12 protein-coding genes are annotated in these 12365 nt (G+C 69.7%); 6 read left to right on the top strand and 6 right to left on the bottom strand.

The features are described 5' to 3' along the window. Positions 1-142 precede the first annotated feature (142 nt). The 3 genes from AB7E03_RS16330 to uxaC are packed head-to-tail and all read right to left on the bottom strand — an operon-like array spanning position 143 to position 4127. The gene (locus tag AB7E03_RS16330) at positions 143-1360 is read right to left on the bottom strand and encodes a family 1 glycosylhydrolase (protein WP_489942388.1); all 1218 of its coding nucleotides are present in this window, start codon (positions 1358-1360) and stop codon (positions 143-145) included. After that, on the bottom strand, positions 1357-2736 hold the full coding sequence (locus AB7E03_RS16325) for a mannitol dehydrogenase family protein (RefSeq protein WP_489942387.1): 1380 nt from the start codon (positions 2734-2736) through the stop codon (positions 1357-1359). Before AB7E03_RS16325 ends, AB7E03_RS16330 begins: the two co-directional genes overlap by 4 nt. Beyond that, complete coding sequence (gene uxaC, locus AB7E03_RS16320; protein WP_489942386.1) at positions 2733-4127, bottom strand: glucuronate isomerase; 1395 nt, start codon at positions 4125-4127, stop codon at positions 2733-2735. Before uxaC ends, AB7E03_RS16325 begins: the two co-directional genes overlap by 4 nt. A gap of 182 nt (positions 4128-4309) precedes the next feature. On the opposite strand from uxaC, the gene AB7E03_RS16315 reads away from it, so the two are divergent. Next, complete coding sequence (locus AB7E03_RS16315) at positions 4310-5335, top strand: LacI family DNA-binding transcriptional regulator (protein WP_489942385.1); 1026 nt, start codon at positions 4310-4312, stop codon at positions 5333-5335. Positions 5336-5387: 52 nt separating this feature from the next. Further along, positions 5388-7343, top strand: coding sequence for a potassium transporter Kup (locus tag AB7E03_RS16310; RefSeq protein ID WP_489942384.1), 1956 nt, complete (start codon positions 5388-5390; stop codon positions 7341-7343). Positions 7344-7349: 6 nt separating this feature from the next. On the opposite strand, the gene AB7E03_RS16305 is transcribed toward AB7E03_RS16310, so the two are convergent. Continuing rightward, positions 7350-8282 carry an NADP-dependent oxidoreductase gene (locus tag AB7E03_RS16305; protein ID WP_489942383.1) on the bottom strand — a complete coding sequence of 311 codons (933 nt, stop codon included), beginning with the start codon at positions 8280-8282 and terminating at the stop codon, positions 7350-7352. A gap of 91 nt (positions 8283-8373) precedes the next feature. Here AB7E03_RS16305 and AB7E03_RS16300 point away from each other — a divergent pair, with 91 nt between their 5' ends. The 3 genes from AB7E03_RS16300 (at position 8374) to AB7E03_RS16290 (ending at position 10286) form a co-directional block, all read left to right on the top strand. Next, entirely contained in the window at positions 8374-8874 is a 501-nt protein-coding gene (locus tag AB7E03_RS16300; protein ID WP_489942382.1) for a MarR family winged helix-turn-helix transcriptional regulator, read from the top strand. Continuing rightward, positions 8871-9419 carry an RBBP9/YdeN family alpha/beta hydrolase gene (locus tag AB7E03_RS16295; protein ID WP_489942381.1) on the top strand — a complete coding sequence of 183 codons (549 nt, stop codon included), beginning with the start codon at positions 8871-8873 and terminating at the stop codon, positions 9417-9419. The genes AB7E03_RS16300 and AB7E03_RS16295 overlap by 4 nt, the downstream gene beginning before the upstream one ends. Positions 9420-9692: 273 nt before the next feature. Beyond that, positions 9693-10286: a hypothetical protein gene (locus tag AB7E03_RS16290; RefSeq protein WP_441783490.1), complete on the top strand. Its 594-nt coding sequence runs from the start codon at positions 9693-9695 to the stop codon at positions 10284-10286. Positions 10287-10354: 68 nt separating this feature from the next. On the opposite strand, the gene AB7E03_RS16285 is transcribed toward AB7E03_RS16290, so the two are convergent. Next, positions 10355-11224 carry an SDR family oxidoreductase gene (locus tag AB7E03_RS16285; protein ID WP_489942380.1) on the bottom strand — a complete coding sequence of 290 codons (870 nt, stop codon included), beginning with the start codon at positions 11222-11224 and terminating at the stop codon, positions 10355-10357. Between the two features lie 93 nt (positions 11225-11317). On the opposite strand from AB7E03_RS16285, the gene AB7E03_RS16280 reads away from it, so the two are divergent. After that, entirely contained in the window at positions 11318-11719 is a 402-nt protein-coding gene (locus AB7E03_RS16280) for a winged helix-turn-helix transcriptional regulator (RefSeq protein WP_489942379.1), read from the top strand. A gap of 28 nt (positions 11720-11747) precedes the next feature. Here AB7E03_RS16280 and AB7E03_RS16275 read toward each other — a convergent pair whose 3' ends face one another. After that, entirely contained in the window at positions 11748-12347 is a 600-nt protein-coding gene (locus AB7E03_RS16275; RefSeq protein ID WP_489942378.1) for a DUF1349 domain-containing protein, read from the bottom strand. Positions 12348-12365: the final 18 nt, after the last annotated feature.

The raw sequence follows: 12365 nt of genomic DNA, 5'->3' as shown, positions 1-12365 counted from the left end.
CCTGGAATGCCGACGTTCGCTGCTCGCCATGACGGCGTGCTCGAACGGTGCAGGCTGAGGCTAACATGCCACGGCTCAGCATCTAACCATGTGACCCCAATCCTGGGGGCAGCCCTTCGCTCCCCCGGCACACGTCGCCGCCTTACGCGGCGTCGGCGCGGGCGTTCCGCCGGGCGACGTCGCCCAGCCATCGCAGACTCGGCTTCGGGGTGCGCTCGAACGTCTTCCGGTCGACCTCGACCAGACCGAACGTCGGCTCCCAGTGACCCCACTCATAGTTGTCGAGGAGGCTCCAGTGGAGGTAGCCGCGCACGTCGACCCCCTCGGCGATCGTCTGCCCCAGGTGCCGCAGCGCCTCGTCGGTGTAGGCGATCCGCCGGCTGTCGTCGTGGGTGGCGATGCCGTTCTCGGTGACGACGATGGGGATGCCGCCGGTCACCTCGGCCGTGTGCCGCACGGCGATCGCCAGGGCGTCCGGACGGTACGCCGACCCGACGAGGGTGTTGTCGGGGTGGGAGGGATACGGCTCGATGCCGTCGGCGTTCACCCACTGGGCGGAGTACGACTGCACGCCGACGAAGTCGTCGCCGCGCGAACCTTCGAGGTACAGGTCCTCCCAGATGTACTCGAGCTCGCGGCGCTTCTCCTCCCCGCCGGGCCGGGTCTCGAAGGCGCGGTTGGCGACGGTCCAGCCGACCTTGGCGCCGGTGCGCTCGCGCACGATGTCGCGAACCGCGTGGTGGGCCTCGACGAAGATCCGCCCGATCTCGGGCCTCGGCGCGGGGAGGGCCGGCCGCGGGCCGTCCGTGTCCACCGTCGGGCTCTGCCAGCCTTCCCCCTGCTGCTGTGCCTGCTGCATCAGGGCGGCCATTCCGGTCATCATCGCCAGCATGTTCGGCTCGTTCATGGTGGCGACCCATTCGACCCCGTCGAGGATGCTCGTCACGTTTTCGACGTAGGAGCGGAACCGGTCGATCGCGCCCGGCGCCGTCCATCCACCCTGCTCGGCGAACCAGCGGGGGTTGGTGAAGTGGTGGAGGGTCACGAACGGCGTCAGGCTGAAGTCGTTCGCCGTGTCGATCATCCGACGGTAGTGCGCCAGCTCAGCCCGGGAGATGAGGCCCGGCTCCGGCTCGATACGCGCCCACTCGATCCCGAACCGGTAGCTGTTGAGGCCGGCCTCGGCGAGCAGCTGCATGTCTTCCCGGTAGCGGTGGTAGCTGTCGCAGGCGTCGCCGCTGCGCTCCATGCCGGGGACACGACCCTCATTGGCCCAGAAGTCGCTGTTCAGGTTGTTGCCCTCGATCTGGTGCGGGGCGGTGGATGCTCCCCAGAGGAAGCCGTCGGGGAAGGTGTTCATCGGGTCAGGTCTGCTTTCTGCCGGTCGGCGGCGGTGAGGGTCGGCATGGTGTGGAGAACGGTGGCGACGAACGCGTCGTCGGCGGCGAGTTCGGGTGAGAGGGCGGCCAGCAGCTGCCGGGGGTCAACGGCGGGGTGCTCCTGGCGGATCCAGGCGGCGATGGCGAGGGCGCACCCGGCTGCAGGGCGTCCGGCCGCGCGTTCGGCGAGGGCCACGGGCACGACCCGAAGCTGCAGCTTGATGCGGGAACCCTCGGCGATCTGCGCGAGGCGGTGCACGATCCGCGGGTTCGCGAAGCGCTCCGCGAGCGCGCGGCGGTAGTCCGTCGTCTCGACGTCTCCGAGCTGGGCGGCGGCTTCGTCCCACAGCTGCTCGACCTGGGCTCGGCAGACGGGGTCGCAGAACGCCTCGGCGACCGTCGCGTGCCCGCGCAGGCGACCGGCGGAGGCGAGGAGCGTGTGTGCGCCGTTCAGCATCCACAGCTTGCGCGCCTCCCAGGGCGTGATGTCGTCGACGAAGCGCGCGCCGGCCGCCTCCCACTGGGGGCGTCCGGACGGGAAATCGCCGGAGAGCACCCAGTCGCTGAACGGCTCCGTGACGACCGGGGCCGCGTCGAACCGTCCGGTAGCTGCGGCGACGAGGTCGCGGTCGGCCGGGTCGAGGCGCGGGGTGATCCGATCAACCGACGTGGAGACGAAGGAGGCACCGCTCGGCAGCCAGTCGGCGAGGGCCGCATCCACTTCGGTTGCCAGGCGCGTGAGCGCGCGGCGCACCAGCGGCCCGTTCTCGGGCAGGTTGTCGCACGGAACGATTGCTACGGCGGGTGCACCCTGCAGTCGCCGGGCGTTCAGGCCGAGCAGCAGGCGACCGAGCACGGTCCGTAGTGGGGCCGGAGAGGCGGACGTGCCCGGCGGGGCGCCTACCGCGGCCCGGAGGAGCAGGATGTCGGATGCGGTGTCCGGGTCGCTCAGGTCGAGCTCGCCCGCCGCATCCACCCGGTAGCCGGCCTCGGTGATCGTCAGCGTGATGACCGCGACCTCCGGCGCGGATACGGCCTCGAGGAACCCCGCGAGGTCGTCGCCGGCGGACGCTTTCGCGATGCTGCCGACGAGCTCGAACCGGTCCTCGAGCGGCCCGCGCTCGACCAGCGTGTAGACGCATCCCTGGGCCTCGAGCACCTCAGCGGCGTCCGGCCGCCGTCCGGTGAAGGCGGCGATCCCCCAAGCTTCTGCGTCCGCCGCGTGCGCGGTGTACCAGGCCTGGTGCGCGCGGTGGAACGCGCCCAGGCCCAGGTGCACGATCCGAACGGGAGGGACGGGCGAGGGATGCGGCAGCGCGTCGCGCGACAGGCGCGGGACAGTCGGATGCGCGGTCACAGCTTGAACACCCGTTTCGGCAGAGGGCCGACCAGGTCGTCGGCGATGCGCTCAGCGGTGTCGAGCGCGATCCGGCCCTCGGCCACATACCGGGCCAGGAATCCGGCATCCGCGCGACGGGCGGTGTCGTGCCGGGCGGGTATCGAGAGGAAGGCGCGGGTGTCGTCGATGAATCCCGATCCCCGTGAGAATCCGGCCGTCTCCGTCACCGCCGACCGGAACCGGGCGATCGCGTCCGGCGCATCCAGGAACCACCAGGGGGCGCCGATGTGGACGCTGCGGTAGAAGCCGGCGAGGGGGGCGAGCTCACGGGAGTACACCGTCTCGTCCACCGCGAACAGCACCAAGTGGAAGCCGTCGCTGTTGCCGAACCGCTGCAGCAGCGGTCGGAGGCCGTGCACGAAGTCGGTGCGGGCGGGGATGTCGTGGCCGCTGTCCGGGCCGAATGCCTCGAACGTCGGCGTGTGATGGTTGCGCACGACGCCCGCGTGGACCGTCATGACCAGGCCGTCGTCGACACTCATGCGCGCCATCTGGAAGAGCATGTGACCGCGGAAGACCCGGCGCTCGTGTTCGTCTGCGGCACCGGATCGTACGGCGGCGAACAGCCGCTCCGCCTCGACGGCGTCCAGGTCGACCGTCAGCGGCTCTTCGACGCCGTGATCGGCGGAGACCGCGCCGTGCTCGATGAAGTACTGACGGCGCGCCTCGAGCGCGGCGAGGTATCCCGCGAAGGTCCCCGGCCGGCCGGTCGCGGCGAGCAGCCGGTCGACCGCATCCTGGAAGCCGACGGCATCCGGGTCGAGGTATTTGTCGGGGCGGAATGTCGGCAGCACCCGGCCGCCGAGTCCGGATGCGCGGACCGCGTCGTGGAGTTGTAGGTCGTCGAGGGGGTCGTCGGTGGTCGCCAGCACCTCGATGCCGAACCGCTCGAACAGGGCGCGCGGCCGGAAAGCCGGTTCCGCCAGGCGTGCGGCGATCGCGTCGTACACCCGGTCGGCGCTGGATGGCGCGAGCGGCTCCTCGATACCGAGAACGGTGTCCAGCTCTTCCTCCAGCCAGTAGCCGCTGGCGGTTCCGGCGAACAGGTGCCAGTGCTCGGCGAGCAGGCGCCAGACGGCGCGAGGATCGGCGGGCGCGCCGACGGCGAGGTCGGGCAGGTCGACGCCGGAGGCGTGCAGCAGCCGGGTGACGTAGTGATCGTGAGTGACCAAGAGCTCTGCGGGGTCGCGGAACGCCTGGTCTTCAGCAAGCCACTGCGCGGGAACGTGGCCGTGAGGCGAGACGATCGGCGCCTCGGCGACCCGCTGGTAGAGGTCGCGGGCGATCGCCCGCGTCGTCGGATCTACGGGCAGGAGGCGGTCGGGGTCGCGGCGTCGCGGCTGGAGCATGTCACCATTCCACCGGTCGCGACTCGTTTTGTCAACCGGTTGCCGAAACGCTGTGCAGGCACGAGGGGACCCCCGTCAAGCAGGCCGCTTTTGGCGGGAGACGTCCTCCCGATCGGGGTCGGCCCGATAGACTGTGCCAACCGTTTGCCTAATTCGGCAACGGCGTCGGGAAAGGAAGTCGGATGGCCGAAGCGGAGCCTGCTGCACCCGCACGCGTGAACGTCCGGCGACCTGCTGCCACCATCTACGACGTCGCCAAGGCGACCGGGGTGAGCCCCTCGACGGTGTCTCGCGCGCTCAACAAGCCGGGGCGACTGAAGGCCGCGACCGAGCAGCGCATCCGGGATGCGGCCCAGGAGCTGGGCTATCGCATCAACCCGATGGCCAGGGCCCTCCCGACCGGGAAGACCGGGACGCTAGCGCTGCTCGTCTCGGACATCACGAACCCGGTGTACTTCGACCTGGTGCGCGGGGCCGAGCGGGTGGCGACGGCAAACGGCCTCACTCTGATCTTCGCGGAGTCGCAGGAGTCGCCCGAGCTCGAATTCGCCACCGCTCAGCGCCTCCAGACCTCCGTCGACGGGCTGTTCCTCGTCGCCTCCCGCCTCGACGACGAACGGATCGTCGAGCTCACAGCGGTGAAGCCGCTCGTCCTCGCGAACCGCCTCGTTCCGGGCATCCCCACTGTGGTCCCCGACCCGCGCCCGGGGATCACCGCCGCCCTGGAGCAGCTGCGTGAACGCGGACACCGCCGCATCGCCTACCTCGCGGGCCCCGAGGCCTCATGGATGAGCGAGGTGCGGTGGCGCACGCTGTTCGCCTTCGCCGTCGAGCGCGAGCTGTCGATCGTCGAGATCGCCTCGGTCGCGCCGACCCGTGAGGGTGGAGCGGAGGCGCTCCCCCGCGTGCTCGCCGCGGACGTCAGCGCCGTCTTCGCCTACAACGACCTGCTGGCACTCGGCCTCCTCCGGGCGGCACGCGACCGGGGCCTCGAGGTTCCCGAACGTCTCAGCGTCATCGGGTTCGACGACATCTTCGGGGCCGACCTGCCGACGCCCGCGCTGAGCACGATCAAGAGTCCGCTGCGGGAGGTCGGTGCGGAGGGCGTTCGGCGGCTGCTCGAGGAGATCGAGGGTGCCGTCGAGGGCGAGCCGCCCACGCTCCCGACGACGTACATCAGCCGCGAATCGGTCGCAGACCTCCTCTGACACCTCACCGGGCGCGCGACGGCGTACCGTTGCCAGAGTGCAAGGATCCCATGTGCCACCGGCGGCAGGCTCGGGTCATAAGACCGTGCCGAAGGCCGGAGTGCCCGCCCGGCCCGGCCATCCACCCCGGATGCTGGCGGGAGCCGCGCTCGCCGCTCTGGGCGTCGTCTTCGGCGACATCGGCACCAGCCCGCTGTATGCCCTGAAGACGGTCTTCCTGCTGGATGGCGGGGCGGTGCGGGCCGAGCAGGACGACGTCTTCGGGGTGATCTCGCTGATGTTCTGGAGCGTCACGATCATCGTGTCGATCAAGTACCTCGGCGTCCTGATGCGCGCCGACAACGACGGCGAGGGTGGCGTCATGGCGCTGGCAGCGCTGGCCCAGCGCCTGTACGCGAACAAAGCGGGCAAGGCCGGGGTGCTCCTCGTCATCGGGATCGTCGGCGTCGCGCTCTTCTACGGCGACTCGATCATCACGCCCGCGATCAGCGTCCTCTCCGCCGTCGAGGGCCTCCACGTCACCGTTCCGGCGATCTCGCACCTCGTCATCCCGATCTCGGTGGTGATCCTCGTGATCCTGTTCGCCGCCCAGCGGTTCGGGACGGGCAAGGTCGGCGTGCTCTTCGGCCCGGTCATGGTGCTCTGGTTCGCGGTGCTCGGCGTCGCAGGCGCCGCCATGGTCATCCAGTACCCCGCGGTGCTGCTCGGACTCTCGCCCACCTACGCGATCGTCTTCATCGTCGCGCACCCCGCGATCTCGTTCATCGCACTCGGAGCGGTGGTGCTGGTCATCACCGGCGCCGAGGCGCTCTACGCCGACATGGGTCACTTCGGACGCTCGCCCATCCGTCGCGCCTGGTTCGTCCTCGTCCTCCCGGCCCTGACGCTCAACTACCTCGGCCAGGCGGCGCTCATCCTGCAGCACCCGGCCGCCAAGGCGAATCCGTTCTTCCTGCTGATCCCGGAGTGGGGGCGGCTGCCTGTCGTCATCCTGGCGACCGCGGCGACCGTCATCGCCAGCCAGGCGGTCATCTCGGGTGCCTTCTCGCTGTCACGCCAGGCGGTGTCCCTCGGGCTGCTGCCACCGCTGACCATTCGGCAGACGTCGAAGCATGAAGGTGGCCAGATCTACCTGCCGGCGATCAACACCCTGCTGTTCATCGGAGTGATCGCCATCATGCTGGCCTTCGGCTCCTCCGAGCGACTCTCGACCGCCTACGGGATCTCGGTCACCGGAGCGCTGGTGGTCGACACCCTGCTCCTCCTGCTCGTCTCCCGCCCGCTGTGGCATTGGGCGCCGTGGAAGATCGTGCTCGCGGCGGTCGCGTTCGGCGGTCTGGAGCTGGCGTTCCTCGCCGGCAACCTCTCCAAGGTGATCAACGGCGGGTGGGTGCCGCTGCTCATCGCCGCCGCGGTCATCTTGCTCATGACCACCTGGCGCCGGGGCCGCCAGCTGGTGCAGGCGGACCGCATCAGGAAGGAGGGATCGCTTGAGGAGTTCATCGAGGAGGTCCGCAAGGCGAACCTTCCGCGCGTCCCCGGCATCGCCGTCTTCCCGCACCCCAACAAGGACACCACCCCGCTGGCGCTCCGGGCCAACGTCAAGCACAACCATGTGCTCCACGAACACGTCGTGATCGTGTCGGTGAGCACTGCACAGGTGCCGCACGTGCCGCCGGGGCAGGCCTTCACTTATGACGATCTCGGCTACGCCGACGACGGGATCGAGCACCTGAGCATCCGGTTCGGGTTCTCGGACAAGCCGGACATCCCCAGGGCGCTCCGTGCCGCCTGTCGTGGCGGCGTGCTCCCGATCGACCCGGCGGGCTTCACGCACGCTTCGTACTTCATCTCGCGCGGCGCTATCCGCACGACGAGGACGAAGGGGATGGTGCCTTGGCGCCGGTCGCTCTTCGTCGCGCTCGCCCACAACGCCGCCGATCCGGCAGCCCGGTTCGGGCTGCCGGCGCTGCGGACCGTCACGATGGGGAGCGACGTCGAGATCTGACCGGGATCACTCGGGGAGGACGATGACCTTTCCCGTGACACGGCCCGCGCCGGCCTCCGCGTGGAGAGCGGGAAGGTCGGTGAGCGGGATGCGGCGGGTGACCTCCACGGTCAGCTCGCCGTCGTCGACGAGGGACACGAGGCTGCTGAGACGCTCACGGTTCGGCTGCACGAACACCGTCACGGCGCCCACTCCACGCCCCTCATCGCCCGGTGTCGCCATGAACGCGGTGGTGCTGACCACCGTTCCGCCATCGCGGACGAGCGCGACGTACGCCGCGAACTGGTCCGGATCGATCGGCGCGAGGTTGAGCAACACGTCGACGGGCTCATGGACCGCGCTGAGCAGGTCCGTGTCGGTGTGGTCGATGATCTCGTCCGCACCCGCCGCGCGCACCGCCTCGACGCTGCGCGGGCTGGCGGTCGCCACGACGTGCACGCCGGCGCGCTTGGCGAGCTGGATGGCGTACTTGCCCACGACCCCGCCGGCACCGACGATGAGCACGCGCTGCCCGGCCTCGAGGCGACCGTCGTCGAAGAGCGCCTGCCACGCGGTCAAGGCAACAGACGGCAGGGCTGCGGCATCGGCCAGCGGGATGCTCGTCGGAGCCGGCACGACCGCATCCGCCTCGGCGATCACGTACTCGGCGGCGCCGCCATCCCGCTCCATCGGGAGGAAGCCGATCACCGCATCCCCCACGGAGACGCCGTCGACACCCTCGCCGACGGCGTCGATGGTGCCCGAGACGTCGTAGCCCGGAACGTGGGGCAGCGCGACCGGGATCGGCAGGAACCCGGCCCGCATCCCGGCGTCTGCCGCGCTGAACGCCGACGCCGCGACACGCAGGCGGACCTGCCCCGCTGCCGGCACAGGCCGCTCGACGTCCTCGTACCGGAGCACTTCAGGGCCGCCCACCTCGTGGAATCGTACTGCCTTCATGATCTTTTCCTTTCGCCATTTGCTTCGAGTTCGAAGCAGTACGGCGACAGTAGCATTACTTCGAACTTGAAGCAACTGTTAGGATGGGGACATGACGGAAACCCCCGCATCCCTGACGCCCACTCAGCTCAGGGCGTACTTCGCCTTCACCGAGGTGAGCAGCCTGCTCAAGCACGCCGTCGAGAAGCAGCTCCGCGATGCCGGCGGCCTCAGCTACGTCCAGTTCGAGCTCCTGGCCCGCCTCGGGGATGCTCCCGGCGCGCAGGCGCGCATGACGGACCTCGCCGACGGCGTGGTGTACAGCCGGAGCGGGCTGACCTACCAGGCGCAGCTGCTGGAACAGCGCGGCCTCGTCACGCGCACGCCCTCACCCGACGACGAGCGCAGCACGGTTCTCACGCTCACCGACGCCGGCCGGTCCGTGCTCGCGGATGTGTTCCCCGGCCACATCGAGGCCCTGCACCAGCTGCTGTTCGCGACGCTCTCGGACGATGACGTCGACGATCTGGCCCGCGTCCTCGGTCAGGCCGCCGACCACCTCCGCGCAAGCCCGCCGCGCTCGGCCGCCCCCCGCAGGCGGAAGGCATCGTGAGGACTCCCCCGCGAATCATCACGGTGCCCGGCATCGGCGGTTCTGACGAACGGCACTGGCAGACGATCTGGGAACGGGAATCGACCGACATGCACCGATTCGCCCCGGCGTCCTGGGACGAGCCGGACTTCGACGACTGGTCGGGTGCTCTAGACCTCGCCGTTGGAACGGACCCCGTCGTCCTGGTGGCTCACAGCCTCGGCTGCCTCCTCGCCGTGCGCTGGGCCTTCGCGAACCCGGAGCGTGTGGCCGGGCTCTTCCTGGTGGCTGTCCCGGACCCGGACGGCCCGAACTTCCCCCGTCAAGGAGCGTCGTTCGCGCGCGAACTGCAGGTGCGGCCACCGAGTCCGGGGGTCATCGTCGCCAGCGAAGACGATCCCTACTGCACTCCGGAAAGTTCAGCCGCCCTGGCGGCCTCGTGGGGTCTCTCGAGAGTCTCCGTCGGAGAACACGGTCATCTGAACTCGGCCAGTGGGCTCGGCTCCTGGCCCGAGGGCCGGAATCTGCTGACGGCGTTCATGGCGGGGCTTCGCCGCTCGGAGTGACGACGGCCGCCTCTTGCGTGGGAGGCCGCGAACCGACAAAGTGTGCCTGTGGTGCAGAGAATCCGTCCGGGCGCGCTGCTTGCAGCCTCGGCGCTGGCGATGTCCGTCGGTCTCCTGCTCGCAGGATGCACCGGAACGGCCTCGCCGCATGCGCCTGGTCCCACTGTGAAGGCGGTTGCCGGGGGGAGCCGTCCGGCTGCACCGACTCCGGCTGCCAGAACGGGAACGCCGTACGCCGACGAGTTCCAATATCTCCCTCCGGCAGGAACCGTGATGGGCACAGGAAGGCTCGCAGACGTCGACGGCCACGCCACCGGTGACGTCACCGTCAGCGTCGCATCCGACCTGCGCTTCCAGGTCTCGATCACGGGATTCGCCACGGACGCCGGACCGGGGTTGACGGCCGCGCTCAGCGTGGACCGGTTCGGCCCGACGGCAGGCCTGCCGACTGTGCCCGCGCAGGATGATCCGGTGGGCATCCTGCAGACCACCAGCGGCGACCAGCTGCTGCCCTTCGACTCCAGTGGTCGACGCGACCGCGGCAACCTGTCCTACTTCCACAGCGTGGAACTCGTGAGCGACGGCACCGTCTATGCCGCCGCCCCGATCACCTGGACGATCCCCGACTTCTATCCGGGGCTCACCCTGAAGGACTCCGGTCCGCGCCCGTTCGCGCGCGGCACGGTCATCTCCTACGAAGGTCAGCCAGCCGGCTACACCGTCTGGGGCAACGACAACTCCCAGGCCGTCGCCGCTCGATTCGGGATCACCCTGGATCAGCTGTTCTACCTCAACCCGCAGCTGCGGCGCGGCGACACGACCCTGCTTCGCGACACCCGCCTCAACCTCAGCGTCGCCTACCGCTGAGGGCTCGTCCGATGTACGTGATCGACCTGTAGCGGCTCACCACGTGACAGCTGGCTCGACGGCGTGCATCAGGCTGCGGCTTCCTCGCGGGACTCGGCGAGGCCCTGCGCGAGCGGGGTCGTCGGGCGCCCGATCAGCTCTGCGAGGGTACTGCGGGCGTCGGCCAGTTCGCCGTCGCGGATGTTGCCGTCGAGCGCCACGACGAAGCCGGCCGTACCCTCATCCAGTCCCGCCTCGGTGAGGATGCGCGTGTGCTCCTCCGGTGTGACCGACCGGTAGTGGACGTCGCGGCCGGCCAGTTCCCCAACGGTGGTGGCCAACTGGTCGAAGGTCCAGGCCGTGTCGCCGCTGAGCTCGTACACCGCGCCCTCGTGACCGGGGGTCATCAGGACGACCGCGGCCGCCTCGGCGTAATCCTTGCGGGACGCGCTGGCCACGCGCCCGTGACCGGCGCTGCCGACGATCTCGCCGGTCACAGCCGCCTGGTCGATCAGGCCGGTGTAGTTCTCGGTGTACCAGTTGTTGCGGAGGACGGTGACCGGCACGGACGAGGCGGCCAGGATCTCCTCGGTCGCCTTGTGCTCCGGCGCGAGCACGAGCGCTCCGTCGGTCGCGTGTGGTGCGCTCGTGTAGACGAGCCGGCCGACGCCGGCGGCCTCCGCGGCCTCGATCGCGTTGCGGTGCTGCTGCACCCGCTTGCCGACCTCGGAGCCGGACACGAGCAGCACGGCGTCCGCACCGGCGAAGGCCGCCGTGAGCGTCTCGGGCTTCTCGAAGTCGATGACGACGGTCTCGACGCCCAGCGCGGCGAGCGGGGCGAGCCGTTCGGCGGAGCGGCCGGCGGCTCGGATATCAGATGCGGCGACGCCGCGGGCGAGCAGGGAGTCGACGGTGAGGCGGCCGAGGTGGCCGGTGGCGCCGGTGACGACGATGGTCATGATGGGTTCCTTTCGATCGGACATGAACGGGAACCCGACCAACCGCGCATTACTTCCCTATTGCAGGTACCCACTTTTTGGTAAGTTACTGACGTGGACACCAGTTTTGCGTCTCTGAACGGGTTCGGCTTCACCGACGGCGTCCTCCCGTCGGCATGCCCGACCCGGATCGTTCTCAATCACGTGACCAGCACCTGGGGTGTGCTGGTACTCGTAGCGCTCTCCCAGAGCGATCTCCGCTGGGGCGAGCTGCGCCGGACGGTGCAGGGCATCAGCGAGAAAATGCTCGCCCAGACGCTTCGCACCCTCGAGGCGGACGGCTTCGTGCTCCGCACGGCACAGCCCACCATCCCCCCAAGGGTGGACTACAGCCTCACCGCACGTGGCCACGACCTGGCCGAACACCTGTTGCCCCTGATGTCGTGGATCGCGACCAACGCGGACGACATCCTCGGCGACGAGGACGCCGTTGACCTTGCCAGTCCGGCGAAGTGATGTGACCTCGCCCGGCGCCGCGACCGGGTTACTCGCCGTTGCGGAGGTCGGCCGGAACGGTGGTGCTGTATTCGATGGTGTCGAACTCCCCCACGCAGGTGTCCCCCATCGGCGCCTGCGCCAGGAAGCCGACGTTCACGGGCCCATCGAACGGAACCCGGAAGACGCGGACGAAGTCCCAGCTCCGGCCGTCCGCCGACGAGTGGAACGCCCATCCTGAACCGAGCTTCGCGATGCGGAGGAAGACGTGGTCGGCCGTGACGATGGTGGAGTTGCAGTCATCCGAGTAGCCGTTGGTGACGACGGAGACGACCATCGCCTGCCCCTGCAGGGAGAACTCGAAGCAGAGCTTGGCCCAGTGGTCCGTGTCGCCCCAGACGGCGAGCACCGCGGCGTCGAAGGTGCTCCGCGGAGGATGCACGCGGACGCGCGCACTGAGGGTGAAGTCCTGCGTCGGTACGAAACCGAGCGAGGTCGCAGCATGCTGCTGCGGGCCGCCGAGCGCGTCGTTCGTCCAGTCGGTGCCGGCGGCGGCAGTGAGGAGGAGGCGGTCGGGCGTCGGCCACTCCGCAACGCCTTGTCCGTTGGTCCAGGTCAGGGGTGGAAGGTTCTCGATCACAGAAGGCATGTGCTCAGGCTAGGGGTG

The organism is Leifsonia sp. RCC_180 (assembly GCF_058138205.1).
Note: the sequence above shows the minus strand (reverse complement) of the source record. Positions and strands in the feature narration are given on the sequence as shown.